Source organism: Streptomyces sp. GL_141 (genome assembly GCF_057834385.1).
On record NZ_CM174402.1, the window covers coordinates 4,353,937 to 4,379,612 of the forward strand.

The 25,676-nt window shown below is 71.8% G+C and carries 27 protein-coding genes and 2 tRNA genes; 14 read left to right on the forward strand and 15 right to left on the reverse strand.

The genetic code is table 11. The features are described 5' to 3' along the window. Nucleotides 1-4 precede the first annotated feature (4 nt). Both AC3IX6_RS19000 and AC3IX6_RS19005 read right to left on the reverse strand, forming a co-directional pair. Nucleotides 5-3,472, reverse strand: coding sequence for a response regulator (locus tag AC3IX6_RS19000; RefSeq protein ID WP_489371284.1), 3,468 nt, complete (start codon nt 3,470-3,472; stop codon nt 5-7). A gap of 119 nt (nt 3,473-3,591) precedes the next feature. After that, nucleotides 3,592-4,035 (reverse strand): SSI family serine proteinase inhibitor, encoded by a 444-nt coding sequence (locus AC3IX6_RS19005; RefSeq protein WP_489371285.1) that lies wholly within the window; start codon nt 4,033-4,035, stop codon nt 3,592-3,594. 186 nt (nt 4,036-4,221) lie between these two features. Between AC3IX6_RS19005 and AC3IX6_RS19010 the strand changes: the two genes are divergently transcribed. Both AC3IX6_RS19010 and AC3IX6_RS19015 read left to right on the forward strand, forming a co-directional pair. After that, nucleotides 4,222-4,312, forward strand: a tRNA-Ser gene (locus AC3IX6_RS19010). 251 nt (nt 4,313-4,563) lie between these two features. Further along, nucleotides 4,564-4,636 (forward strand) — tRNA-Arg (locus tag AC3IX6_RS19015). A 78-nt stretch (nt 4,637-4,714) separates the two neighbouring features. Here AC3IX6_RS19015 and AC3IX6_RS19020 read toward each other — a convergent pair. From AC3IX6_RS19020 to AC3IX6_RS19080, 13 genes are all read right to left on the reverse strand, one after another. Continuing rightward, nucleotides 4,715-5,941 carry a site-specific integrase gene (locus AC3IX6_RS19020; protein WP_489371286.1) on the reverse strand — a complete coding sequence of 409 codons (1,227 nt, stop codon included), beginning with the start codon at nt 5,939-5,941 and terminating at the stop codon, nt 4,715-4,717. Further along, nucleotides 5,938-6,144, reverse strand: coding sequence for an excisionase family DNA-binding protein (locus AC3IX6_RS19025; RefSeq protein ID WP_489371287.1), 207 nt, complete (start codon nt 6,142-6,144; stop codon nt 5,938-5,940). Before AC3IX6_RS19025 ends, AC3IX6_RS19020 begins: the two co-directional genes overlap by 4 nt. Continuing rightward, complete coding sequence (gene repSA, locus AC3IX6_RS19030; RefSeq protein WP_489371288.1) at nt 6,132-7,544, reverse strand: replication initiator protein RepSA; 1,413 nt, start codon at nt 7,542-7,544, stop codon at nt 6,132-6,134. Before repSA ends, AC3IX6_RS19025 begins: the two co-directional genes overlap by 13 nt. Beyond that, nucleotides 7,541-8,236 carry a DNA methylase gene (locus tag AC3IX6_RS19035; protein WP_489371289.1) on the reverse strand — a complete coding sequence of 232 codons (696 nt, stop codon included), beginning with the start codon at nt 8,234-8,236 and terminating at the stop codon, nt 7,541-7,543. Before AC3IX6_RS19035 ends, repSA begins: the two co-directional genes overlap by 4 nt. Then, complete coding sequence (locus tag AC3IX6_RS19040; RefSeq protein WP_489371290.1) at nt 8,233-8,430, reverse strand: hypothetical protein; 198 nt, start codon at nt 8,428-8,430, stop codon at nt 8,233-8,235. Before AC3IX6_RS19040 ends, AC3IX6_RS19035 begins: the two co-directional genes overlap by 4 nt. 5 nt (nt 8,431-8,435) lie before the next feature. Then, nucleotides 8,436-8,621, reverse strand: a complete 186-nt coding sequence (locus tag AC3IX6_RS19045) for a hypothetical protein (protein ID WP_489371291.1) — start codon at nt 8,619-8,621, stop codon at nt 8,436-8,438. A 90-nt stretch (nt 8,622-8,711) separates the two neighbouring features. Then, nucleotides 8,712-9,053, reverse strand: a complete 342-nt coding sequence (locus tag AC3IX6_RS19050) for a SpdD-like protein (RefSeq protein WP_489371292.1) — start codon at nt 9,051-9,053, stop codon at nt 8,712-8,714. Nucleotides 9,054-9,065: 12 nt separating this feature from the next. Beyond that, nucleotides 9,066-9,221, reverse strand: coding sequence for a hypothetical protein (locus AC3IX6_RS19055; protein ID WP_489371293.1), 156 nt, complete (start codon nt 9,219-9,221; stop codon nt 9,066-9,068). Nucleotides 9,222-9,240: 19 nt separating this feature from the next. After that, nucleotides 9,241-9,429, reverse strand: coding sequence for a mobile element transfer protein (locus AC3IX6_RS19060; protein WP_388297786.1), 189 nt, complete (start codon nt 9,427-9,429; stop codon nt 9,241-9,243). Between the two features lie 19 nt (nt 9,430-9,448). Further along, a complete protein-coding gene (locus AC3IX6_RS19065) occupies nt 9,449-10,114 on the reverse strand; it encodes a DUF2637 domain-containing protein (RefSeq protein WP_489371294.1) in 666 nt (221 codons plus the stop codon). Nucleotides 10,115-10,183: 69 nt separating this feature from the next. Continuing rightward, nucleotides 10,184-10,375, reverse strand: coding sequence for a hypothetical protein (locus tag AC3IX6_RS19070; protein ID WP_489371295.1), 192 nt, complete (start codon nt 10,373-10,375; stop codon nt 10,184-10,186). Nucleotides 10,376-10,455: 80 nt separating this feature from the next. Then, a complete protein-coding gene (locus tag AC3IX6_RS19075; RefSeq protein WP_489371296.1) occupies nt 10,456-11,805 on the reverse strand; it encodes an FtsK/SpoIIIE domain-containing protein in 1,350 nt (449 codons plus the stop codon). A gap of 2 nt (nt 11,806-11,807) precedes the next feature. Next, entirely contained in the window at nt 11,808-12,137 is a 330-nt protein-coding gene (locus AC3IX6_RS19080) for an SCO3933 family regulatory protein (RefSeq protein WP_382970577.1), read from the reverse strand. A gap of 153 nt (nt 12,138-12,290) precedes the next feature. On the opposite strand from AC3IX6_RS19080, the gene AC3IX6_RS19085 reads away from it, so the two are divergent. The 12 genes from AC3IX6_RS19085 to AC3IX6_RS19140 all read left to right on the forward strand — a co-directional run bounded on the left by AC3IX6_RS19085 (nt 12,291) and on the right by AC3IX6_RS19140 (nt 25,676). Further along, on the forward strand, nt 12,291-13,157 hold the full coding sequence (locus AC3IX6_RS19085; protein WP_489371297.1) for a GntR family transcriptional regulator: 867 nt from the start codon (nt 12,291-12,293) through the stop codon (nt 13,155-13,157). Then, nucleotides 13,144-13,836 carry an HAD family hydrolase gene (locus AC3IX6_RS19090; RefSeq protein ID WP_489371298.1) on the forward strand — a complete coding sequence of 231 codons (693 nt, stop codon included), beginning with the start codon at nt 13,144-13,146 and terminating at the stop codon, nt 13,834-13,836. Before AC3IX6_RS19085 ends, AC3IX6_RS19090 begins: the two co-directional genes overlap by 14 nt. Before the next feature lie 839 nt (nt 13,837-14,675). After that, nucleotides 14,676-15,440, forward strand: coding sequence for a DUF3800 domain-containing protein (locus tag AC3IX6_RS19095; protein ID WP_489371299.1), 765 nt, complete (start codon nt 14,676-14,678; stop codon nt 15,438-15,440). A 690-nt stretch (nt 15,441-16,130) separates the two neighbouring features. Next, on the forward strand, nt 16,131-16,496 hold the full coding sequence (locus tag AC3IX6_RS19100; RefSeq protein ID WP_254381969.1) for a PH domain-containing protein: 366 nt from the start codon (nt 16,131-16,133) through the stop codon (nt 16,494-16,496). A gap of 214 nt (nt 16,497-16,710) precedes the next feature. After that, nucleotides 16,711-17,556, forward strand: coding sequence for a DUF2797 domain-containing protein (locus tag AC3IX6_RS19105; protein ID WP_489371300.1), 846 nt, complete (start codon nt 16,711-16,713; stop codon nt 17,554-17,556). Nucleotides 17,557-17,656: 100 nt separating this feature from the next. Further along, entirely contained in the window at nt 17,657-17,998 is a 342-nt protein-coding gene (locus AC3IX6_RS19110) for an antibiotic biosynthesis monooxygenase family protein (RefSeq protein WP_489371301.1), read from the forward strand. Continuing rightward, nucleotides 17,979-18,860 carry an amidohydrolase family protein gene (locus tag AC3IX6_RS19115; protein WP_489371302.1) on the forward strand — a complete coding sequence of 294 codons (882 nt, stop codon included), beginning with the start codon at nt 17,979-17,981 and terminating at the stop codon, nt 18,858-18,860. The genes AC3IX6_RS19110 and AC3IX6_RS19115 overlap by 20 nt, the downstream gene beginning before the upstream one ends. Before the next feature lie 76 nt (nt 18,861-18,936). Further along, complete coding sequence (locus tag AC3IX6_RS19120; RefSeq protein WP_489371303.1) at nt 18,937-19,704, forward strand: response regulator transcription factor; 768 nt, start codon at nt 18,937-18,939, stop codon at nt 19,702-19,704. Further along, on the forward strand, nt 19,704-21,374 hold the full coding sequence (locus tag AC3IX6_RS19125; protein ID WP_489371304.1) for a sensor histidine kinase: 1,671 nt from the start codon (nt 19,704-19,706) through the stop codon (nt 21,372-21,374). Before AC3IX6_RS19120 ends, AC3IX6_RS19125 begins: the two co-directional genes overlap by 1 nt. Nucleotides 21,375-21,399: 25 nt before the next feature. Then, on the forward strand, nt 21,400-22,674 hold the full coding sequence (locus AC3IX6_RS19130) for a bifunctional glycosyltransferase family 2/GtrA family protein (RefSeq protein ID WP_489371305.1): 1,275 nt from the start codon (nt 21,400-21,402) through the stop codon (nt 22,672-22,674). Continuing rightward, nucleotides 22,674-24,920 carry an ArnT family glycosyltransferase gene (locus AC3IX6_RS19135; protein ID WP_489371306.1) on the forward strand — a complete coding sequence of 749 codons (2,247 nt, stop codon included), beginning with the start codon at nt 22,674-22,676 and terminating at the stop codon, nt 24,918-24,920. The genes AC3IX6_RS19130 and AC3IX6_RS19135 overlap by 1 nt, the downstream gene beginning before the upstream one ends. A gap of 60 nt (nt 24,921-24,980) precedes the next feature. Beyond that, on the forward strand, nt 24,981-25,676 hold the full coding sequence (locus tag AC3IX6_RS19140) for a TetR/AcrR family transcriptional regulator (RefSeq protein ID WP_489371307.1): 696 nt from the start codon (nt 24,981-24,983) through the stop codon (nt 25,674-25,676).

The following is a 25,676-nucleotide window of genomic DNA, read 5'->3' on the forward strand; positions in this document are numbered from 1 at the left end:
ATGACTAGTTGGTGCCGATCTTGGCCAGCAGGTCCACGATGCGACCCTGCACGTCCGCCGTGGTGGACCGCTCCGCGAGGAACAGCACGCTCTCGCCCGAGGCCAGCCGCGGCAGTTCGGACGGCTCGATCCCGGTGGCCGTGTAGACGACCAGCGGGGTGTGGTTCAACTGCCCGTTGGCGCGCAGCCAGTCCACGATCCCGGCCCGGCGGCGGCGCACCTGCATCAGGTCCATCACCACCAGGTTCGGCCGCATCCGGGTCGCCAGCTCCACGGCGTCCGTATCGGCGTCGGCCCGCGCGACCTGCATGCCGCGCCGCTCCAGGGCGGCGGTCAGCGCGGTCGCGATCTCGTCGTGCTCCTCGATCAGCAGCACCCGGGAGGGATGCTGCTCGCTGTCGCGCGGCGCGAGCGCCTTCAGGAGCACGGCCGGATCGGCGCCGTACGCGGCTTCGCGCGTGGCGTGCCCCAGCCCGGCCGTGACCAGCACGGGCACCTCGGCGGCCACCGCTGCCTGACGCAGCGACTGCAGGGCGGTCCGGGTGATCGGCCCGGTCAGCGGGTCCACGAACAGCGCGGCGGGGAACGCGGCGATCTGCGCGTCGACCTCCTCGCGGGAGTGCACGATCACCGGGCGGTAGCCGCGGTCGCTGAGTGCGGCCTGCGTCTGCGCGTCCGGAGCCGGCCACACCAGGAGCCGGCGAGGGTTGTCCAGCGGCTCGGGCGGCAGCTCGTCGTCCACGGGACGCGGCACGGTCCGGTTGACCACCTCGACGGCGCCACCGGGCCCGTCCAGCGGCTCGGGGCCCTCGGCCGAGCCCTCCTCGGGTGCTCCTATGGCGAAGGCGCGGCCCTCGGGCGCGGGCTCGGCGAGCCGGCGCCGCCGGCCGGAGCCGTTGGTGTCGTTGGACCCGCCGCCCTGGCCGAGGCTGCCCAGCGCACGGACGCTGATCGGCGCCCCGGCGGCCTCCGCGGGGGCGTCCTGCGGCTGCCGGGCTCCGGGTACGGCGATCTGCCCGCTGCCGTCCGAGTCCTCGGGGGCGGTACGGGCCGCCGGAACCGGCCAGGCCGGGGTGGCGGGCAGCGCACGCCGCCGCCCGGTGGGATGCGTCTCGGGGGCTACGGGGCCCTGCGCGCTCGGGTCCGGCCGCCCGGCGGCGGCTTCGCCGCCCTCGGAGCCGGTGACGGGCGCGCCCAGCACCCGCCGCCCGCGCCGCCCGCCCGGGGCTTCGGAGTCGGCCTCGGCACCGGCGGCCGGGCCGGCCATGGCGGGGGCCTGCGGCGGCTGCGGAGCCGGCGTCGGGCCTGCGGGCAGAGCGAAGCCGCCCTCGGGGGCGATGGGCCGTACGGGAGCGGGGGAAGCCGGGGGCGCGGGCATCGGAGCGGGCGTCGGCCCGAGCCCGGTCGCCGGCACCGGGCCGCCGGGCTGCGCCGGTCCCGCCGCGCCCAGGGCACGCCGCCGCCCGGCGGGGTGCTCCGTCAGCGGAACGGGGAGCCCCGGGAAGGGGGGCACCGGCACCGGAGGCACCGGGATGGGCGGGAGCGCGGGCATGGCGGTCCCCTGCGGGGGCACCGGCCGCCCGGGGCCGCCCGGACGATCGGTGCCGGAGGCGTCGCCGCCGCTGCCGTCGCCGTTCTGGCCGCGGCGCCGCCCGGTGCCGCTTCCCCCCAGGCCCGCCGGGTTCACGGGGGACTGGGCGAGCTCCGCGGGAGCGCCGTCGCCGGGCCGGGCGACGGCCGCGGCCTCGCCGCCCCGGCGCCGCCCGGACGGCAGCGCCAGGGCGCTCCCGCCGTCGGCGCCGTTGGGGTCCTGGCCCGCCTTCGCCAGGCCGCTCCCGGGGCCGCTGTCGGCTCCCTTGCCGGTGGCCGCGTCGGTGCCCGCCTCGGCCGCACCGTCGTCGTCGAGGAACGCGTCCACGCCGCGCCGGGCCCGCCGGCCGCCGGAGACCTGCCCCGGGCCGCCCTCGGTCCCGGGCTCGGCCGGGGGAGCCTCCTCCGGCTCGGGCAGGGTGACCGTCCCGGCTCCCGCACCCAGCGGCAGCTCCAGTACGTACGCCCCGCCGGGCGCGCCCGGCACCTCCACCGTCTGCAGCACACCGCCGTGCGCTTCCACGATGCCCCGCACGATCGGCTCGTGCACCGGGTTGCCGCCCTCGTACGGGCCGCGCACCTCGATCCGTACGACCTCGCCGCGCTGCGCGGCGGCCACCACGATCGTCGAGTCCATGTACCCGCTGCCCTGGCGGGTCTTGCCGGTGGCGTCCACCCCGGCGACGTCCGCGACCAAGTGCGCGAGGGCGGTCGAGATCCGCTCCGCGTCCACCTCGGCCTCGATGGTCGGGGCGTGCACGGCGAACTGCGCCCGCCCGGGGCCGATCAGCTCGACCGCACCGTCGACACCGGCCTTGACGACCCCGTCGATCAGCACCTTCTTCTTGTCGAGCTTCTCGCCGCCCGCGTCGAGGCGCTGGAAGGAGAGCACGTTGTCGACCAGCGTGGTCATCCGGGAGTAGCCGGCGGCCAGGTGGTGCAGGAGCTGGTTGGCCTCGGGCCACAGCTGGCCCGCGTCGTCGGCGGCCAGCGTGGCCAGCTCGCCGCGCAGCTCCTCCAGCGGTCCGCGCAGGGAGTCGCCGAGCACGGACAGCAGCTGGGCGTGGCGCGCGGCCAGCGCGTCGTAGGAACGCCGGTCGGTGAAGGTCATGACGGCGCCGACGAGCTGCTCCCCGTCCCGTACGGGAGAGGTGGTCAGGTCCACGGCGACGGGCTGCCCGGCCTTGTTCCACAGCACCTGGCCGCGGACCCGGTGCTTGCGGCCGCTGCGCAGGGTGTCGGCGAGCGGGGACTCCTCGAAGGGGAACGGCGAACCGTCGGCGCGCGAGTGCTGGACCAGCCCGTGCAGTTCGCGGTTGCCGAGGTCGGTGGCGCGGTAGCCGAGGATCTGGGCGGCGGCCGGATTGACCAGCACGACCCTGCCGTCGGTGTCCGTGCCGACGACGCCCTCGGCGGCGGCGCGCAGGATCATCTCGGTCTGCCGCTGGGAGCGGGCCAGCTCGGCCTCGGTGTCCACGGTCTGCGAGAGGTCCCGTACGACGAGCATCAGCAGCTCGTCGCCGGTGTAGGAGGGCTGGGGCTCACGGTAGGCGTCACGGCCGTCGAGATGGGCCGCGGTGACCTCGACGGGGAACTCGCTGCCGTCGGTGCGGCGGGCGACCATCCGTTTCGGGCGGGCGCGGCCGCCCTCGTCCTCGCCGGGCCGGCGCATGGAGCCGGGGATCAGCTTGGAGTCGAATTCGGGCAGGAGGTCGAGCACGCCCCGGCCGACGAGCCCGGTACCGGGGCTCTCCATGACCTCTAGGGCGATCGAATTCGCGTTGACGACCGTGCCGTTGGCGTTGACGAGCAACAGCGCGTCCGGAAGAGCGTCGAGTATTGCTGCGAGGCGAGCAGCGCCTCGGGATGGCCTGCTGCTCACGACGAGCTTCCTCCCTGACCACAACTACCGGCATGTCACGGGAGGAGTCTAAGGGCACGGGCTCCCGGCGAGGGGGCGGATGTCCGGTGCATACCGCCCGACCGGCGCATCCTCCCAGGTCAGGAACGCCCACGTGGAAGCACAGGTTCCAAGTCGTTCCACCGGCGGATCTCGCATCCGTTCGTCCGGCGGAACCGCGACTCCACCCTCTGGCCGTGCCACGTTCCGGTGATCCGGGCGGTGGCGCGGCCGCCGTCCTGCAGGGTGCACAGCTGATTCTTGGGCTCGGGAGCGAAGGGGTCCTTCCCCTCGCGCGCGAGGGCTTCGAGGCGGGCGCAGGCGTCCTCGGCCTGCGGGTGGTTCCCGCCGGGCGGGGCGCACTCCAGCCGGTACTCGCCGTCCGCCCGCGGGTTGCCCGTGTCGGCCACGACGATGGTGAGCCGGTCGGGGGCGGGGGCAGCCAGGAGCCGGCTCAGGGGTGGCAGCGGGGGCAGGGGGCCCGCCGGGCCCGCCGCTCCTGCGGCCAGAGCGGAGGTGACGGCGAAAGCGGCGAGACGCAGCATGGGGAACTCCAGGTCGTCCGTACGTCGTACGACAGACCAACGACGGGGCGGCGCCGACGTTCTGCACACGGGGGTGCTTAAGGCTTTGCTCTGCGGGCCGCCCTCCTTGTACCGTGGGAGCGGATTGGTGACGGGCCCCTGGCCTGTGTCATCATCTGCACGCACCTTCGTACGCGGGGGTGTGCTGGAGGCGTCGCCTAGTCCGGTCTATGGCGCCGCACTGCTAATGCGGTTTGGGGCTTACCCCCCATCGAGGGTTCAAATCCCTCCGCCTCCGCACTTCACGAAGCCCCGGTCCTTGCGGACCGGGGCTTCGGTGCGTTCGGGGTCCGCGTTCGGGGTGGGGAGCTGGCGGGATCTGCCCGCGCGGACACCCGGCAAGGACGCCCAGGCGCCCAACCGGATGATCTTCTTCCAGGCCATTTCCGCAGGTCAAAGCGGGTGGGGCTAATGGATTTCGCGTCCCGGCGAGGTCCATGTATTGTTGTTCTCGCAAGGCCAACGGGGCGCAAAACCCCGGCCAGCCAAGCACTCGTAGCTTAACGGATAGAGCATCTGACTACGGATCAGAAGGTTGCAGGTTCGAATCCTGCCGAGTGCACAGCAGCTCAGAGGGCCCGGACGAAAGTCCGGGCCCTCTGGCGTTTCCGCCGTACAGCAGCGAAGTACAGCAACCGCCTCAGCCGCTGCCACCCATCGCGGAGGACAGCCGGTCCAAGGCGTCCCGCACGTCCTCGTCGCCGGCCGCCGCGTAGACCTCCATCGTCATGGTGATCTGCGAGTGCCGCAGAATCCGCTGAGCCACCTTCGGGTGGACCTTGAGCACGACCAGGAGCGCCGCGCACGTGTGCCGGGTGTTCCGCAGCGGGATCACGCGAAGACCGGCGCGACGTGCCCGCAGGCCGAACATCCGGGTCAGGTTCCCCGGCTCGATCGGGGTCCCGTGCTTCGTCGTGAAGATCAGCCCGTGGCTGTCCTGCCACAGCTCCCCGGCCGCCTTGCGGTCACCGAGTTGCTGAGCCCGCCGCATCCGGAGCGCCTTCAGGCAGAGCGCCGGCAGCGGGAGGAAGTCGTCCGACTCCTCCGTCTTGGTCTCCCGGTGCAGGATCTGCCGCCCGGCCCGCTGGATCTGGTGGTCGACGTACAGCTCCCCGGCTTCGAGATCGACGGACTTCCACGTCAGGCCCAGCACCTCCCCACGTCGCAGGCCGAGGCAGAGCACGAGCACCCAGGCGGCGAACAGGTGGTCGTCCCGGTCCGCCGCATCGGCGAGGAACTGGCCGGCCTCTGCCACGGACCACGGCTTGATCCGCTTCCGGCGGGGCTTGGGCACCTTCACCAGCGAGGCGACGTTCTTGCCGATCTCCTCCTCGGCGACGGCATGCGTCAGAGCGGCCCGCAGGGCGTCACGCGAGCCCTGGATCACGCGCCGGGACGGGTACGACTCGCAGCACTCCCCGATGGCACAGCACCGCCGGCTTGCGGTGGCGCGCTTCGCGTCCTTGCCCTGGGCACAGCACTGGCAGATGGCCGACAGCTTGGTCAGCCACTCACGGACGTCCCGGACGGTCAGCTTGTCCAGCCGCTTCGTGCCGAGGTGCGGGGCGATGTAGAGCCGCACGTACCCCTCGTACGAGACGTAGGAGAGCGGGGCCAGGTTGGGCTTCACGATCGAGTCCAGCCAGTACGAGAGGAAGGCGGAGAGCGTACGGTGCCGGGTGGCAACGGGCCCCTTCTTCGCTTCCGCGTGCAGGTTGAGCCACTTCTCGTGGACCTCCTCGCGGGTCTTGCCGTAGGCGTACTTCCGGGCGCGCTTGCCGTCCGGTTTCGTCACCCAGACGTAGGCGGCGTAGCCGTTCTTGTACGGGTAGATCGAGCCCTCACCGTTGCCGCGCTTGCCGCTCATGCCGCCCACCCCTCCGCGCCGGTGGTGATGCGCTCGACGTACTCGTCGACCCAGGCCGGGAGGATGCGGCGGTTGCGGCCCACCTTCACCGAACGGATCTCCCCGGTCAGCACGAGCATCTTGGTCTTGGACAGGCCGAAGCCGAGCATGTCGGCGACCTCGGCGGTGGTGTGCCACTTCCGCTGGATGACTACGGCAGCCACGCGGTCTCTCCTTCCAGTTCGGACAGTTCGGCCCGCATCTCGTGGGCGTGTTCGCGGTTGTGCTGGAGTTCCCGGCGGACGTTGGCAGCGAGCCAGGACTCACCGGGGGTCGAGCCGTTGCCGGCGTAGGCCCAGTGCGCGACGACGAGGAGGGTGGCCTCCGGGTTGTCGTCGGGGTCGGGGAGACCGAGCGAGGCGCGTTGCTGGGCTGCGCGATAGTCGGCGCGGACCTGGCGTAAGGCACCGAGGGTGGTCGAGTAGCTGCGGGACTTGGTGGAGAAGTGGCCGCGGAAGCCGAGCATGTGTGCCCAGGCCCGAAGCCGCCGGTCCGGATAAGCCCGATCGAGATCCATGCACGCTTCCATGAGCCGCCGGGGGTGATCGGGCACGCCGAGGAGGAGCAGGGCCTCCTTGTTGCCCACGGGGTGGTCCACGGTCCCGGTGGTCTCGGCGGCCTTGGTGGCGTACTTGGCGACGTAGGAGGCGACCGCCTGTTCCGTCAGGTCCTCACCGTTGCCGAAGGCGCCGATGGGCTGGACGTCGATCTGCTCGCCCCACTGGAGCACCCAGTCGTTCTCGTACCCGTGCTCCAGGGCGGCGGGTACGACGACGCGGACGCGGGCGGCGGCTGCCCGGATGGCGTCGGTGAGCAGGTCGAGGGTGGCCCACGCGGGAGGCGGGCTGTCGGGCCCGTCCGGTCCGTCGAAGCGGACTACAGCGTGGAAGTGCACGGCCCCGCGCTTCTGGTACTCGGCGACCTTGCCGAAGGAGACGCGGGACTGTTCGCGGGCGGCTTTCTGAGTGAGACCGGCGCGGGCGGCGACCTCCCGGCGGAGGTAGATCGTGAAGTAGCGCCACAGCTCGGAGGCGTGGTTGTTCCACAACACGGCGCCCGCGTAGTCGTACGTGAACGGGTCGAGTGGCGTGCCCAGTTCCTCGGCGTCCTCGGGGTGCCGGACGCCGCACCGGCAGGACCGGGTACCGGGGCGGTTGTGGACGGGCCCGAATGACGGAGCCGTCAGGGTGGCGAAGACGCGAGGGTGATCGCGGATCGTCTCGGGGGTGCCCTTGGCGGGGTCGCCGACGAGACCGGCGCGGATCAGGTGGTAGGTGTCGCCGGCGTAGGTCCAGGCGCAGGCGGGGCACCGGGAGGCCCGGCGGTTCCCGCAGGCGACGCGGAGGACTCCGCCGGGTTCGGCGTCGGTGTTGTAGGCGTGGATCACGGTTCGAGTAGCCGGGTCGAGGAGCTTGGTCCCGCCAGCGAGGCGGATCGGGGCGGTGCATCCTCCGGTGCGGCGGATCTGTTCGTGGAGGCGGTCGAAGCCGGGGGCCCCGGCCACCCGGAGCAGGTCGCTCAGGGTGGCCGGGTCCAGGCCCGCCGCAGTGGCGGTGTCGATCACGCGAGTACCTCCTGCCGCGCGGTCAGGAAGGCGGTGCCGATCCACTGGGTGTAGGCGGGCGGGATGGCTTCGGTCAGTTCGGTGTGGACGTCGGTCCAGGTGATGCCCATCGCGTGCTGCATCTCCGGGACGGAGGCCTTGCCGCCACCCTTGCCGTACGCGGCCACGTAGGGGCCTTCGCGGCGGACGCCGTGGCGGTGGCCTCGGACGTAGCCACGGTGGCGGGGGTGAGTCGGCTTGGCGGTGGCCCAACCGCCGAGTTCGAAGTTGCGATGCCGCAGGACGCCGAGGCCGAACATCTCGCCGCACAGCGTGAGGTCCTTGCGGATGGCGGCCCGCCCGTTGGGCTGCTCGATCACGTACGGCAGGCCGGAGGCGTCAAGGAGTTCCCGAGTCGGGGCGACGAGGTCGGTGTGCGTGCGGCCCCAGCCTTGGGACTGGTTGGTGCCGACGGTGAGACCGCAGCCGGCCTGGCAGGGAGGGGAGGCGTGCACGAGGGCGTACTCCTCGATCGCGCCCGTGGAGGTCAGGCGGGCGAGGTATTCGAGGGCGTCGCCCCGGTGGTAGGCGAAGGGGTAGCGAGGGCGTTCGGCGATGTCGCAGCCGTCGACCGCGAAGCCGGCCCGGTGATAGCCGACGGCGGCCCCGCCCGCGCACGAGAAGAGGTCCAGGACACGGGGCCCGCGGGTCATGCCGTGCCTCCCGCGTTGTGAGCGGAGCCGTGGTTCGCGTTCCAGCCGGCGACCAGCACGCCTACCTGGGCGTCACCGGTGGCCGTGGCGGTGGCGCCGCAGTGGCAGACGGCGGAGCCTCGGGCGGGTGCGTCCGGAGACGGCTTGCTGATGTGCAGACCGGGGCGGTCAGATGAGGGAGCGAGGCTGGTCATGCTGTTCACCGTCCGGCGGTGATGGTCGCGGTGCGCCGGATGAGCGTCCCGGTGCCGTGGCAGGCCGGGCAGTAGGCGGTGATGGTGCGGAGGTTGCCGGCCTGGTCGCGGCCGCCGAGCGTGACGGCGACGGAGGGGTGGCCGTCGCAATGCGGGCAGACCGGGCGCAGGGCAGGGGTGTGCTGGGTCATGATGGTGCTTCCTTCCGGATTGTTTGGTTCGGGCAGGAGCGCGGCGTCGGGACGGCGGAGACTTGGCGGTTTAGGCCGTCCCGGGGCCGGTCAACGGTGGTTCTGGCCGTTGAGGAGCGAGCGCAGGACGACGGCGCAGACGGCGACCGAGGCGCCCGTGATGGCGACGGCGAGCAGCATGGAGACCAGGACCGCGCCGACGACGAGGACGAGTCCGGCGCCACCGGCGACGACGGCGACGAGGCCGGCCGGGGTGAGGCGGACCGCGGGGAGCTGGACGCGGGGCTGGTCGGTCGTGGCCGCCGGGGCGTGGTTGCAGGCGCACTCCGGGAGAGCGGTGGCGCCGTAGGTGACGTCCCCCGTGGTCGGGTGGACGAGCGGGGCGACAAGGCCGGTAGGGGCAGGGTTGACCGGGACGCGGGGGCGGAGCATGGCGGAGCCTTCCTACTTGGCGAGCGGGTCGATGAGCGGGGCCATGAAGCTGTGCGCGAGCAGGTATCCGCCGAGGAGGATCACTGCGACGAGCCACAGCGGCGGGCGGATGAGCTTGTAGCCGAGGACGCCGACGACGATCAGGGCGAGCCAGAGCGGTACGTCCATGACGCGGGTCTCCTTGCGATCAGCGCGGGTTGCAGCGGTGGGTACGGGCGGCGAGTTCGGCGCCGGCGCGGCTGGTGTAGTCGGCCGAGAAGTCGCAGCCGGGCGCGGTACAAACGGCGGTGTGCAGGGTGCGGCCACGGCCATCGCTGTGGCTGCCGACCCTCACGGGGCCGATGCGTATGACCTGGTAGAAGCGGTTCGGGCGCACGGTTCTGTCTCTCTTCCTGTCAGGTGAGTTGGATGGCGATGGCGTCCGCCAGCGCGGGCGGGATACCGAGGCGGCTCCGCAGAGTCGCTGTGTCGATCGGGGCCCCGGTCTGTGCCTGGTGGGCGTCCGCGATCTTCTGGGCGTGGTCGAGCAGCGCGGGTGGGACCGGTACGGCAGGCGTGATCGGAGTGGGCTCCGGGGGCAGGGGCTGCGGAGCGGGGTCGGCCGGCGGTAGCTCGGGAGCCGGTTCCGGTGCACGCTCGACGGTCACGTCCGGCGCGAGCTCGACGTGGGGTTGGTCCGTGGGCTCCGGCTCCCGGACCGGGGCGGGGGCGTGGGCCAGTAGCGTGCCGCCGAGGAAGGCGAGCGCGGGCCAACCGGCGACAAGGATGCGGAGCCAGGGCGGGACGTTGGTCAGGTCGAGCAGTCCGGCGGTGGCGACGTTGGCGCCGAGCGACGCGACGAGGGCGATGGCGAACCAGAGCCATGCGTCACGGTTCTCAGCGTCGGTGCGCATCCGGCGCCATGCGGCGACCAAGAGCAGGTCGACGCTGACCGGGTAGGCCCACGCCTTCCAGCCGTCCTGTCCTGCCGCCGCTGCCAGGTCGTGCAGGTGGGCGAACGACAGAGCGCCGGCGATGACTGCTTGGACGAGCACGGCGTCGAGGCGGAGGGTGCGGGACACGGGTCACCTCCTTTCGGGGGAGGCCGGTGCCGGCTGCTGTTCTCCGGCACCGACGGGTTCGGGAACGGGTTACGCGGTGCCGGTGCCGAAGCAGGTGGGGCACAGCCCGGTCTGCGTGGCGTCGATCTCGCGGCGCTTGCGGCCGACCCGGATGGTCGTGGTGGTCTCGCCCGATCCGGCGCAGGTCTCGCACTTCTCGACGGCCGGGGCGGGCTTGGGCGAGCGGCCCCGTCGGGACGGGGTCTTCTGCTCGGGGGTCATGGCGGTTCCCTTCGGCTTCGGGCATGGGTCGGGTAGGGACCTGGCGCGAAGCGGTCGCGCAGACCGAGGGGAGCGAGGTACTAGTCCGTGGCCGGGATCGGCTTCAAGAGCGGAGCGGATCCGGCAGCCGGGACCACAGTGCGGATCACCGGCCGGTACGGAGCCAGAGCGGGAAGAGCCGGGGTCAGGTGCGCGAACTGCGCGCAGATCTCGGCCGCCTCCTCAGCGCTCAACTCGGGAGTGCGGATCCGGGACCAGCCGCCGGAGGAGTCGCCAGCCACCGCGACACCGGGTCGGTCGGGCGGGATCGCCGTCACGGCCACGACCGCATCCGGGGCGATGTCCCCCAAGCCCATGTCAGCGGTCTGCTTGTCGTTGACGCGGTGGACCACGCGACCGGTGAGCTGTGCGCGGAGCGTTGTGGCGCCCTTGCCGAGTTCGGAGCCGAAGCGCTGGCCGCAGATCTCCAGGTAGATGCCGGCGGCGCGAGCCATCTGCCCGAGGCGGATCAACTGCGTGACCATCCGGTCCCGGCGTTCCTCGTCCTTCTTGCCTGCCACGAGGAACAGTTCTGCGACCTCATCCACGAGCAGCACGATCGGCACCGGCCGCACTTCGTCGGGCAGCGCCCAGAGGTCGGCGACCCCGTAGTTGCTGAGCAAGTCGAAGCGGTCTTCCATCTCGTTTACGAGCGCGTCCAGAACACCGGATGCCTCCTCCGGCGTGACGGCGAGCGCCGACAGACGCGGCCCGTACTGACGCTGCTCGACCCCGCGCTTGCAGTCGATCCCGACCAGGGCGACCCGCAAGCGAGCCAGCCCGGCAATCAGGTTGCGCTGATACATCGACTTGCCCGACTGGTTGGCTCCGAGCGTCAGCGCGTGCGGGACCTTGAGGTAGTCCCGTACGAACGCGGTGCCGTCCTCCCGGAGCGCGACCGGGACCACCATCTGACCGGACGGGCGCCGGCGCGGCATCTTTACCCGGCGCAGTACGTCATAGCCGGTCATCCGCAGCTCGACGAACCCGGGCTTCGTCTCCACCACGTTGACGGAGTGGACGCCCCAGGCGTGGCGCAGTCGCTCGGAGGCCGCGATCACGTCGGAGGGCTCCAGCCCGGCCGGCAGGCGCAGGGTGACCCGCATGCCGGTCGAGGAACCCCGTACCCGGCGGACCTTGGGCGGAACGGGCTGTACGTCGCTTCGGCGGGCGACGTTGCGGACCAGGAAGGCCCGCAGGCGGGACGGCTGCACCGTCAATCCGCACACGTCCATCGTGGCCCGGTACGTCACCGCGAACCGCACACGCGCCACGGGCAGACCGGCCACGGTCCAGAACACGCGTGGGGCGCGGACCTTCGCGTATCCGAGACCACCACCTGCACCGGCCAGGGGGAGGCCGACCTCCCATAAGGGCGTCAGGTCGGTCATGGTCAGATCCCGGCCGTGAGGGCGACGGCGCGGAACGAGATGCCGTGGCGGGTCTGGCCGTTGAACGTGTTCTCCCAGTCGCGGGCCTTGAGGCCGATCACCGACACGGGCATGCCCGGCATCAGACCCTCGGGGAGGCCGGTCTCCGGGACGGTCACCTGGTAGAGGTTGCCCTCCCCCTCGTCCGAGATCAGCAGGCCCACCGTGGAGAGGCCGGCGCCGGTCTCCCGGTCCATCGCCCGCTCACCGGTCTGCTTGCTCACGAGCTTCGGGGTCGGAGCCGTGGCCACGAACACCACGGCGGTCGACGTGTCCACCTTGAACGACGGCATGGAAGTCTCCTTCAGAGATGCCAGCAGGAAGCTAGGTGACCAACTGGGCTAGCCAGGTTGCTCACATCTCGAAGTTAGGGGACTTGGCTAGCCATGTCAACAACTTGACTGTCGTGACTGTCCTGCCTCTCGGCGGTCCCCTACGATCGACACATGACCTTCGTCCCCGAGCCCCTAGACCCAGACGACGACCGAGCCCCGTACGAGCAGGTGGCCAGCAGCCTCAGCGCGGCCATCCGCACCAGGAGGTTGGGGCCCGGAGAGAAGCTGCCGTCCCACGCCAAGCTGACGGAGCTGTACGGGTTCGCGCGGGCGACGATCCAGCGGGCGCTACGCGACCTGGAGGACGAAGGGCTCGTGGTCTCCCGCAAGGGCAGCGGTGTCTACGTCCGCAACCGGACGGAGCGGCCGGCGGGCCTGCGTCCTTACGTGGAGCAGGCCTTCGCGAAGGAACACGTGACCATCGACTTCGCGGGCTTCTCCAGCGAGACGCTGCATGGTGCGCTTCAGGAACCGATGGACAAGATCAGGGTCGGTCGACTCACCCCGTCGAGCATCACCATGCGGATACTCGTCCCTGACATGTCCGTTCCGCAGGCCGCTCCGGTACGCATGGCGGACGGCGCGGATGACGAGCGGCTCCGCGACCGCATGCACGACATCATGGTCAACTACACGCGCAGCATCCGGGACGCCATCGCGGAGTTGGGCCATCTCGGGCTCGTTCCCGAGACGCGGATCGACGTACGCGTCCACAGCGGCACGCAGTTCTTCAAGCTCTACGTGGTCAACAACGAGGACGCGTTCTTCGGGTACTACCCGATCCGCCCGAACAAGGTTGTCGCCAAGGGCGAAACGATCGAGATCTACGACCTGGTGGGCAAGGACACGACGCTCTTCCACCACTCGGTCAACGACGGCGAGTCCTCCAGCGGAGCGCAGCAGGTCCAGCAAGCCCGCATGTGGTTCGACAGCGTGTGGGAGACCATCGGAAGGGACTTCGACCTTGACGCACGATGACCGGCTCGCGGAGGTCCTGGAGAAGGCGCGCGTCATCTTCTTCGACTTCGACGGACCCGTGTGCGACGTGTTCGCCGGGTTGCCCGCCCCCAAGGTCGCGGAACAGCTCACCGCGCTCCTCGCAGCCCAGGACGAGGGCGCCGGCGCGAAGGCCGCCGAGACCGACGATCCGATCGAGGTCATGCGCATCGCCCATGCAGCCGGTGACGAGATCGGCCGGAAGGTGGAGGACGCGCTGACTGCGGCTGAAGTCGAAGCCGTGGTGGTGGCCGGCCCGCCGACCCCGGGGGCGGTAGAGGCTCTTCAGGCCGCTCGTGCGTCGGGTCGGGCCGTGGCGGTGGTGAGCAACAACTCCGCGGAGTGCGTTCGGCGATTCCTGGAAGAGCACGAGTTGGAGGGGTACGTCGAGAGGGTCATCGGCCGGCCGTCCGGGCAGCCGCACCTCATGAAGCCCAACCCGTTCCCCTTGATCGGGGCGGCGGAGCAGATGCACATGGATGTCACGCACTGCACCCTGATCGGTGACTCGCTCACGGACATCCAGGCCGCTCATGCCGCAGGGACAACGGTGATCGGCTACGCCAACAAGCCCCACAAGGCCGACCTATTCGCCAAGGCACAAGCCGATGCCGTCACAGACGACATGCAGGCCATCGCCGGCGCACTCACCACGGCGTAGCCGAGGGAGCAGCGGGGGACCTGTTACAGGTTTCTCTACCTCATCAAGCACCCGGCTGCGCTCCGCTCCGCCGGGCGGGCTTCCCGGCTCCGCTCGGGGCGACGCTCCTGCCTGCGGCCCGCTCCGCCCCCGCTGCGCCGACGCCCGCCCCTGCAAGGCGGGATAGGCCCAAAGGCATGAGGCAGTCCCCTACGGGCCCGCGGTGCCATCACTCACCGACATGCCTCCGGCGGGGGCCTCCGGCTCCGGGATGGCGGGGGCACCGCTGGCGGGTGCCGGCCCGTGGAGGGTTGAGGTGGGGAACTCCCACCCCGTCTGCCATCGACCCAGGACAAGCCGAGCAGACACGGCACCGGGCGTCCAGGTCGTTCGTCCAGTTGGGCGCTCCACCTGGACGCCCGGCACCGCGCCCGCTCAACGTGTCATGGGCCGACGGCAGACGGGATGCGAGTTGGGGGAAGTGGTGTGCGTGCGAGGTGATGCAGCTTAAAGGCCGGCTTCCCCACCGAGTGTCTGGTGGCGCATCCAGCAGTTACGGCAAAGAAGTTTTCTTCGACGTGACTGTGGGTGTAAGGACAGCAGGTCAGAGGCCCTGTGAATAGCTCACCTATGACGTCTTGCACAAGAGCCTGCACAGGGTTATCAACAGAAATCCCGTTGTTATCAACAGCTGTAGCGCTACTCATCCACAAGGCCTGTGGATAAGCATATTGGTTGATGGGCAATCACGTGCCACGATCGTCACGCGATGTGCACAAGTTGCCGTTCCACGTGCGACGGCTGAAGTGCAGAGCTGTTGGTGCGATGCATTGGGACGGAGGTACTTGAGAGTGGCCACCATGGGTATAGCAGCAGGTCAGGCGCCTACAGTACGCAGGCTGCACGCCTTCATAGACGAGGCTGGGGTGCGGTCGCACTCCAGGGCGTCTAGCGATCACTTCGTCATGACTGCTGTTGTAGTCGCTGACGAAGACCTCATCCCTGCCTCACAGTTCGTTGCCGAGCTGCGCGGTGAGCTTGGTCGACTGCCCGGCCATACCCTCCACTGGGTCAACCTCAAGAAGCACGAGGAGCGGGTTCATGCGGCGAAGCGCCTCGGGGGTCAGGGATGGGCCACGATCTCGAACGTGATCGTGTGTAAGAGGCATCTTGTGTCAGGGCTGGACGAGACGCAGGCTTACCTGTACACGCTGCGGTTTCTCCTGGAGCGGCTTTCTTGGCTCGCCCGAGACTCCTCAGCGGTCCTCACCTACACGCTTGCGCACATCGTCCGGATGCAGGTTGCTCATCTCCGTCAGTACGAGGCGGCACTCCAAGGGCAGCCCACTCAAATTGCCTGGAATGCCCTCGACCCGAAGGGGGGCAAGATTGATCAGCCCAACCGCATCGAGATGCTGCAATGCGCCGATCTGGCCGCTTCTGCGACATTCGCGGCATTCAATGCGGATCGATTCAACAACACCGAGCCCCGCTACCTTCAGGAGTTCGCCGGCCGCCTGTACAGGCGAGGTGCTGGGCCGACCTCGCTCACGTCCTACGGCATGAAGATGCACCCGTGGAATGGAAACACGAAGGCCGCTTACCCGTGGGTAGCGGCCCTGTGAAGCACGTCGGCCGGCTTGAGCCGCCCTGGGCGGGTGCTGACGTTTCCGAACAGCAGACGACCGTCCGTGCTCTCCTACCGTAGCGCAACTGGGAGATGGGTCAATGGTCAAAGTGGTGCAAACTGACAGACTCGGACCCTCAAAAATAGAACCTGTGTCCGATGGTGTTGGTGGGGTGGGATGTGGCGGATCCCGTCAGCTTCAAGTACACCCCCGTCGTTGTAGGGCTTGAGGCCGAGGTCGCACATGATCGCAATCGACTCTAGGTCGCGGGTTGGGTGGCATGGTGCCCCGGCGGGAGTGGGGACACCATGGCTAGCGGTACAGCAGTGGCGTACCGCAACCACCGCAACCGCCCCCGGTCGCCATCACCCCGGCGAGGCCGTGAAGCAGCCGGAATGACCGCCACTGACCGATCTGGCTAGAGCTACGGATCAGAAGGTTGCAGGTTCGAATCCTGCCGAGTGCACAGCCCAAGAGGCCCCCCGGTTCACCGGGGGGCCTCTTGCGTTGCCCTTCTTCTTCCTCTTCTTCTTCTCGTCCTCCTCCTCAGTGATGAGGACTGGCTCCGGGGGGTCAGGGGGCGAGATGGCTCTGCCGGGGGACGCGGGGTGAGGGACGGCGCGGCTACGGTTTCTTGGAGATCGACTCACCGGAGATCGGTTCACCGGGAAAGCAGGGGGAGCTCACATGGGACTGTTCGGGAACGCGCACGCCGTGGATCCGGCGTCGGCGCACCGCGAGTACGCGCGGCTGCTGGGGCAGGGGGAGCAGGTGCACGCCGCGTACCTGCTGATCCGCGACACGATCCTGTTCACCGACCGGCGGCTCGTGCTCATCGACAAGCAGGGGCTCACGGGCAAGAAGGTGGAGTACCACTCGATCCCGTACCGGAGCATCACGCACTTCTCCGTGGAGACCGCCGGCCACTTCGACCTGGACGCGGAGCTGAAGATATGGCTCTCCGGGAGCTCGGCGCCGATAGCGAAGACCTTCACCAAGGGCGTCGACATCTATGAGGTCCAGGCGATCCTGACGCAGTTCGTCGCCCGCTAGCCCGGCCGGGCGTTCGGGGAGGCCGGGGAGGGGCCGAATGCTGTTCGGTCCGGGGGGCTGTTTCGGGATCGGGTAGCGTCTCCGCGAGGGTGTGCAGGGACGTGGGAGGAAGTTCGGTGGACTACATCGACCGGGTACTGATCCAGCGCCGTCGACCGCTCCCCCTGTGACCTGGTGGTGCACCGGCCTCCGGTGGACTGACGGCCGGCCCGCCATGGGCTGGTACGGGCAGGGACCGGGACGGGGAGAGCGCACCAGCCTCCTCGGGTACGGACAGCCGCTCGCCTTCGCCGCGCGGGGAGAGCGCCGCTGCCTCGGTGTCCGCCGGGCCGGCCGGCGGACGCCGTGCCCGACCGGGCGGGCCGTGCCCGGCCGGGCCGGGAACGCCCAGTGCCCCGAGTGCGCGGGCCTGGACCGGTCCTTCTCCGTGGCGGCCGACACCAATGCCGGTGATCCGCGTACCTACCGGGTGTACCTCGCCTGGTTCGGGGCCGGGCTGGTCAAGGTCGGGATCACCGCCGAGGAGCGCGGGTCCGTCCGGCTGCTGGAGCAGGGGGCGGTGGCCTGGGCCTGGCTGGGGCGCGGGCCGCTGATGGCCACCCGACGGACCGAGGAGCTGCTGCGGGCGGCCCTCGGAGTGCCCGACCGGATCGCCTATGCCCGTAAGCGGTCCGTGCGGGGAGACCTGCCGCCGGGGCCCGAGCGGGCGGCGGAGGTGGCGGCCCTGCATGCCCGGGCGGCCGCGCTGGAGGGGTGGCCGGAGTCGCTGGAGAGGCTGGAGTGCGAGGTGACCGACCATGCCGGGGCGTTCGGGCTCCACGCACTGCCCGCCCCTGACCGGGTGATCACCGAGATGGTGCCCGGCGGGACCGTCGCCGGCCGGCTCGTCGGCGCGGCCGGGCCCGATCTGCACTTCGCCGACGGGCTGGTGGTGGACACCCGGCTGCTCGCGGGGTGGGAGCTGGTGGCGCCCGGGGAGGGCGGTGTCACCGATGTGCCCGTGGCAGGGATCCCGGGCAGCGGCCGGGACGCCGGCGCCGCGCAGGACGGGCTGTTCTGACCGGGAGGGGAGCGGGGCAAGGTCAAAACTTGGATCCCTTTGGCCGTCCGGGCCGCTTTCCGGTGGACATGCCACGTACCGGCCACCGAGGGTGGTGGGCATGACCATTCAGCCCGTACAGGCCTTCGAACCGCCCTATGTCATGAGCGTGTTCACCAGCGTCCGGACCGTCGAGGACGGCGGCTACCCCGAGACGCTCGAGCGGATGACGGAGCTCGTCAGCGGCAATCCGGGATTCCTCGGGTACGAGTCCGCGCGGACACCCGGCGGGCTCGGCATCACCGTCGCCTACTTCCGTGACCACGAGTCCCTGGCCCTCTGGCGCAAGGACATGGAGCACCAGGCGGCGATGAAGCAGGGCCGCGCCGACTGGTACGAGAGCTACACGCTGCACATCGCGACGGTCGAGCGGAGCCACGGCTTTGTCCGCGAAGACGGCTGAGGCCGTCCAGGCGTTCCGCGAACGGCTCGGGGTGCCCGGGCTGGTCGACGTACACACGCACTTCATGCCCGAGCGGGTCCTGGACAAGGTGTGGGACTACTTCGACGCGGTGGGGCCGCTGACCGGCGTCGAGTGGCCCATCACCTACCGGCACGAGGAGGAGCAGCGGGTCGCGCTGCTCCGGGAGTTCGGGGTCCGGGCCTTCACCGCCATGCTCTACCCGCACAAGCCGGCCATGGCGGCCTGGCTCAACTCCTGGTCCGCCGATTTCGCCGCGCGCACCCCCGACTGCCTGCACACCGCGACCTTCTTCCCGGAGGACGGAGTGCGGGAGTACGTCGGCCAGGCCGTCGCGGCGGGGGCCCGGGTCTTCAAGGCCCACCTCCAGGTGGGCGGGTACGACCCCACCGACGACCGGCTCGACCCGGTCTGGGGGCTCCTCGCCGAGGCCGGGATCCCGACGGTCGTGCACTGCGGTTCGGGGCCCGTCCCGGGCAAGCACACCGGGCCCGAGCCGATCGCCCGGCTGCTGGCCCGCCACCCCCGGCTGCCGCTGATCGTCGCGCACATGGGGATGCCGGAGTACGCCGACTTCCTCGACCTCGCCGACCGGTACTCCGAGGTCCGCCTCGACACCACCATGGCCTTCACCGACTTCTCGGAGCAGTTCAGCGGCTTCCCGCCGCAGGACCGCGGCCGGCTCGCCGACCTCGGAGACCGGATCCTGCTGGGCACCGACTTCCCGAACATCCCCTACCCCTACGAGCACCAGCTCGAGGCCCTGGAACGCCTCGGCCTCGGCGATGCCTGGCTGCGCGCCGTCTGCCACGACAACGGAGCCCGGCTCTTCCGCCTGGCCTGAGGGGCGGGAGGGGTTTCTCAGGCAATTCACAGCTTCAGGCAAGAGCGCTCTCACGGGCGGCGGCCAGCGTGTACGCATGACTGCGACGACCACTTCCCACGCGTCCACGTCCACCGGCAACCACACGGCCCTCGTCCGGCCCGACGGCAGCCCGTGCCGGGTCCTCGTCGTGGACGACGAGGCCGCCCTCTCCGAGCTGCTCTCCATGGCCCTGCGCTACGAGGGCTGCGAGGTCCGCAGCGCGGGTGACGGTGCGGGTGCGGTGCGCGCGGCACGGGAGTTCCGGCCCGACGTCGTCCTGCTCGACATCATGCTCCCCGACATGGACGGGCTGGCCGTCCTGGGCCGCCTGCGCAGGGAGCTCCCGCACGTCCCGGTGCTGTTCCTCACCGCGAAGGACTCGGTCGAGGACCGCATCGCGGGTCTGACGGCGGGCGGCGACGACTACGTCACCAAGCCCTTCAGCCTGGAGGAGGTCGTCGCCCGGCTGCGCGGCCTGGTCCGGCGCTCCGGTGCGGCGCAGGCCGCGCGCGGCGGGTCGGTGCTGGAGGTCGGCGACCTGCGGCTCGACGAGGACAGCCACGAGGTGACCCGGGGCGGTCAGGACGTCCACCTGACCGCGACCGAGTTCGAGCTGCTGCGCTACCTGATGCGCAACCCGCGCCGGGTGCTGAGCAAGGCGCAGATCCTGGACCGCGTGTGGTCGTACGACTTCGGCGGTCAGGCCAACGTCGTCGAGCTGTACATCTCCTACCTGCGGCGCAAGCTGGAGGGCGGTACCGGGCTCCCGCCGATGATCCACACCCGTCGTGGCGCCGGCTACCTGATCAAGCCGGCCGACTAGTGGCGGCCGGCGAGCCCCGGCGCACCCGCCGTCCCCGCCCGCCGGGCCGCCCCGGGCGTCCCCCCGGCCCCCGACGCCCCCGACGCCCGCGATGGAGCCGGTGGAGCCTCTGGAGCCGGCGGCCCTGGTCGCTGCGGACCCGGCTCGTCGTCTCGGCGGTGGCCCTCATCGCCGTCGTCGGAGCGGCCATCAGCACCGTCACCACCGTCGCGCTGCGCTCGTACCTGGTCGACAAGGTCGACGAACAGCTGCGCGTCTCCGTCGAGATGGCGAGCCGCCCCGGCGTCGGCAAGTTCCCCCGGGAGAACAACCTTGGCGTCGTCATGGGACCCGGATCCCCGCTGGGGGCCGTAGGGGTCCGCCTCGACGCCGCGGGCAAGACCGTGGAGAGCGTCCGCAGCCAGCGCAGTGCCGCGGTCGGCGGATCCGGGGCCGGGTCCGGGTCCGGGGCCGGGGCCAGTGGTCACCCGCCCCTCACCCCCGACCAGGCCTCCGTCCTCGCCGGGGCCGCGCACAAGGCCGCCGACGGCCGTCCCGGCGACCCGGTCGAACTGCGGCTGCCCGGCCTCGGCGGCTACCGGGTGCTGACCTCGCCCGACGGCAGCATCGTGCTCGGCTTCCCGCTCACCGAGGTCGACTCCACGGTGCACACCCTGATCGCGGTCGAGGTCTTCGTCACCCTCGCCGGGCTGATCGCGGCCTCCCTCGCCGGACAGGTCCTGGTCGGTGTCGCCCTGCGCCCGCTGCGCCGGGTCGCCGCCACCGCCACCCGGGTCTCCGAACTCACCCTGGACAGCGGCGAGCCCGCCCTCCACGAGCGGGTTCCCGAAGCCGAGGCCGACCCTCGTACCGAGGTCGGGCAGGTCGGCGCCGCCCTCAACCGGATGCTGGGCCACGTCTCCTCGGCCCTGACCGCACGCCAGCAGAGCGAGACCCGGGTACGGCAGTTCGTCGCCGACGCCAGCCACGAGCTGCGCACCCCGCTGGCCTCGATCCGCGGGTACGCCGAACTGACCCGCCGGGGCCGCGAGGAGCCCGGCCCCGACACCCGGCACGCCCTCGGGCGGATCGAGTCCGAAGCCACCCGGATGACCGGTCTGGTGGAGGACCTGCTGCTGCTGGCCCGGCTCGACGCGGGCCGTCCGCTGTCCACCTGCGACACCGATCTGGCCCCGCTGGTCGTGGACGCCGTCAGCGATGCCCGGGCCGCCGGCCACGACCACCACTGGCGCCTGGAACTGCCCGAGGATCCGGCGCCCGTCCACGCCGACCCGGCACGGATCCAGCAGGTGCTGGTGAACCTGCTGGCCAACGCCCGGACGCACACCCCGCCCGGCACCACCGTCACGGCCCATGTTTCACGTGAAACATCCGCCGTCCGGCTCCGGATCGAGGACGACGGCCCCGGCATCCCGCCCGAGCTGCTGCCCCACGTCTTCGAGCGCTTCGCCCGCGGCGACGCCTCCCGCTCCCGGTCGGCGGGCTCCACCGGCCTCGGCCTGGCCATCGTCGCCGCCGTGGTCTCGGCCCACGGCGGCCACGTCGACGTCCGCAGCGTCCCGGGCCACACCTCCTTCGAGGTCCTGCTGCCCCTGGCCGACACTGCGGCCTCCGCGGCCCCCGCCCACCCGCACTCACAGACGGGCCACAGGGTCAGCACACAGCGGTGACAGCCCGGCCGGGGAGGGTCGGGGCATGCCTACCGACACCTCTTCCGGAGCGCTCCCGGTACGGGCGCCCCTCGCGCCCGTACCGGGTGAGCCCGTCCTCGACGTGGTGATCCCGGTCTTCAACGAGGAGACGGACCTCGGCCCCTGCGTGCGCCGGCTCCACGAGCACCTCACCCGGACCTTCCCGTACCCCTTCCGGATCACCATCGCCGACAACGCGAGCACCGACCGCACCCCCGAGGTCGCGGCCGCCCTCGCCGCCTCCGTGGCCGGGGTACGCAGCACCCGGCTGGAACAGAAGGGCCGCGGCCGGGCCCTGCGCACCGTGTGGGGGGAGTCGGAGGCGCCCGTCCTGGCGTACATGGACGTGGACCTCTCCACCGACCTCAACGCCCTGCTGCCGCTGGTCGCCCCGCTGATCTCCGGCCACTCCGACCTCGCCATCGGCACCCGCCTGGCCCGCTCCTCGCGGGTGGTCAGGGGAGCGAAGCGGGAGTTCATCTCCCGCGCCTACAACCTGCTCCTGCGCTCCTCGCTCTCCGCCCGCTTCAGCGACGCCCAGTGCGGCTTCAAGGCGATCCGCCGCGAGGTCGCGACCCGGCTGCTGCCCCTCGTCGAGGACTCCGGCTGGTTCTTCGACACCGAACTCCTCGTCCTCGCCGAGCGGGCCGGGCTACGGATCCACGAGGTCCCGGTGGACTGGGTCGACGACCCCGATTCCACCGTGCACATCGCCCGCACCGCCGCCGAGGACCTCAGGGGCGTCTGGCGGGTGGGCAGGGCGCTGGCCGTCGGCGCGCTCCCGCTGGACCGGCTCGCCCGCCCCTTCGGGGACGACCCGCGCGACCGCACCGCCCTGCCCGGGGTGCCGCGCGGGCTGGCCCGCCAGCTCCTGGGGTTCTGCGTGGTCGGCGCCCTGTCCACCCTCCTCTACCTGCTCCTCTACTCCGCGGCCCGGACCGCCGCGGGCCCCCAGCTCGCCAACGCCGCCGCGCTGCTGCTCTCCGCCGTCGCCAACACCGCCGCCAACCGCCGGCTCACCTTCGGCGTCCGGGGCCGGGGCGACCTACCGGAAGCCCTGCGCCACCAGGCCCAGGGGCTCGTGGTGTTCGCCATCGGACTGGCCCTGACCAGCGGATCGCTCGCCGCCCTCGGGGCCGCCAACGCCGCGCCGGGGCACAGCACCGAGCTGGCCGTCCTGGTCACCGCCAACCTCGCCGCCACCGTGCTGCGGTTCCTGCTCTTCCGTGCCTGGGTCTTCCCCGAACGGCGCGCCACTCCCGCGAAGGACCACTCCTGATGACCACGGCAGCGCTACCGCTCCACCCGCCCTCCCCGGCCGCCCCCTCGCACCGGGCCGCCCGGGCGCACGCCGCACGGCCCGGCTGGGAACGCCCCGCCTTCCTCGGGCTGCTCCTCGCCACCGCCGTCCTGCTGCTGTGGGACCTGGGGGCCTCCGGCTACGCCAACTCCTTCTACTCCGCCGCCGTCCAGGCGGGCGGCGAGAGCTGGAAGGCCTTCTTCTTCGGCTCCTCCGACGCCGGGAACTCCATCACCGTCGACAAACCCCCGGCCGCGCTGTGGCCGATGATGCTGTCCGTCCGGCTCTTCGGGCTCGGCGCCTGGCAGATCCTCGTCCCGCAGGCCCTCATGGGCGTCGGCACGACCGCCGTGCTCTACGCGGCCGTACGCCGTCAGTTCGGCCCGGCGGCGGCCCTGATCAGCGGAGCCGTCTTCGCGCTCACGCCCGTGGCCGCGCTGATGTTCCGCTTCAACAACCCCGACGCGCTGCTGACCCTGCTGATGACCGTCACCGTGTACTGCGTGCTCCGGGCCCTGGACGGGGCCCACACCAAGTGGCTCGTCTGGGCCGGGGTCGCGGTCGGCTTCGCCTTCCTGACCAAGACCCTGCAGGCCTTCGTCATCCTGCCGCCCCTCGCCCTGCTGTACGCGGTCTGCGCGCCGACCGGACTGCGCAGGCGCCTCGGGCAACTGCTGCTCTCCACCCTCGCCATGGTGGTGGCCGGCGGCTGGTGGGTGGCGGTCGTCGAACTGTGGCCCGCCTCCTCCCGCCCGTACATCGGGGGCTCGCAGACCAACTCCTTCCTGGAACTGACCCTCGGCTACAACGGCCTCGGCCGGATCAACGGCGAGGAGACCGGCAGCGTCGGAGGCGGCGCCCGCACGGCCGCCGAGGGCATGGCCGGCGGGCCCGGCGGCGGTGGTGGCGGAGGCGGGATGAGCTGGGGAGAGACCGGCATCGACCGGATGTTCTCCTCCAACATCGGCGGTCAGATCGGCTGGCTGCTGCCCGCCGCGCTGATCCTGCTCGTCGCGGGCCTCGTGGTCACCTGGCGGGCCCGCCGGGCCGCCGACTCGCTGGAGGGCATGGCCCGCGCGGCCTTCCTGGCCTGGGGCGGGGCGCTGCTGATCACCGCGGTGGTCTTCAGCTTCATGCAGGGCATCTTCCACGAGTACTACACCGTCGCACTGGCCCCCTACATCGCCGCCCTGGTCGGCATGGGCATCGCCGTCCTCTGGGAGGAGCGGGGCAGCCGGGCCGCCTCCGTCACGCTCTCGGGGACCCTCGCACTCACGTCGTACTGGGCCTTCGTGTTGCTCGGCCGCTCCGCGGAGTACGTGCCGTGGTTGCGCTGGTTGGTCCTCGCTGTCGGACTCGGCACGGCCCTGCTGCTGCCGTTCACCGCGCGGCTGGGCCGCCGCACCGCACTCGGCGTGGCGGCAGTCGGCCTGGGCGTGGCCCTGGCCGGACCCCTCGCGTACTGCCTGACCACGGTGACCACCCCGCACACGGGCTCCATCGTCACGGCGGGCCCCGCGGTCGCGGGCGGCCGTGGCGGCCCCGGCGGCGGGATGCGCGGCTTCGAGATGCAGGGCGGCGGCGGGATGCCGGGCGGCGGAGCCGCACCGCAGGGCATGCCCCCGGGCGGAACCGCCCAGGGCGGCCAGGCCCCCGGCGGCGGCCAGGCTCCGGGCGCCGGCCAGGCCCCCGGCGGCAGCGCTCCCGCCGACGACGGCCGGAGCACCCGGACCGGAGGCGGCCCCGGCGGAACCACCGGCGGCGGCCCGGGCGGAGGCGGCATGGGCGGCCTGCTCGGCGGGACGAAGACCAGCGCCGAGGCCACGGCCGCGCTGCGCGCCGACGCGGACCGGTACACCTGGGCGGCGGCCGCCATCGGCTCGCAGAACGCGGCGAGCTACCAGCTGGCTTCGCGGCAGCCGGTGATGGCCATCGGCGGCTTCAACGGCAGCGACCCCTCACCGACCCTGGAGCAGTTCAAGGAGTACGTGAGCGCCGGGAAGATCCACTACTTCATCGGCCAGAGCAGCGCGGGAGCCGGCGGCGCCGCAGCCGGCGGCGAAACCGGCGCCGCTGCCGAGGCCGGCACGGCGACCCGCGGCGGGGGCGGTCCCGGCGGGGGCGTGAGCAGCTCCATCGAGACCTGGGTCAAGGCCAACTTCAAGGCCTCCACCATCGGCGGAGCCACCTTCTACGACCTCACGGCGCCGTCCGCGACCCCCTAGCATCAAGGGGGCGGACCGGGCATTCCGGGCCGGTCCCGTGCGCGTGAGGAGGACGCCTCCATGGTCACCCCGGCCGATCCCGGCACGGCCCGGACCAGCGTCTGGCTGGCCGTGCGGCCGGCCGCACCCGCCCGGCGGCGCACCGAAGGCCCCGCCGGACTCGACCGGGAGCGGATCACGGCCGCGGCCGTACGGCTGCTGGACACCGAGGGGCTGGCCCGGTTCTCCATGCGGCGGCTCGCCGCCGGGCTCGGAGTCACCGCGATGTCCCTGTACTGGTACGTCGACACCAAGCACGATCTGCTCGAACTCGCCCTGGACAGCGCCCTGGGCGAGCTCGGCGCACAGCAGGAGCCGGCCGGGCCGCCCGCGGAGGGCTGGCCCGGCCGGCTCCGTTCGCTGGCCCGGGGCTACCGGAGGCTGCTCGCGGACCACCCGTGGGTGGCTCCGCTCACCGCCGCCTATCCGAACATCGGCCCGCACGCGCGGGCCTTCGACGCCGCCCTGCACCGGCTGCTGGAGGCCACGGGCCTGCCGGACGCCACCCGCGCCGGGGCCCGGTTGGCCGTCTCGCAGTTCCTGCACGGCTGCGGGGGCACGGTCCGGCGGCCGCCCGACGGGGAGTTCCGCCTCGCGCTCGACGTCCTGATCGCCGGGATCCAGGCGCACACCGGGCCCGCGGCGGACGTAGCGCCCGCCGCCGCCCCCGCAGCCCCCGCCGCTCCCGCAGCCCCCTCCGCGCCCGCGGCCCCGTAG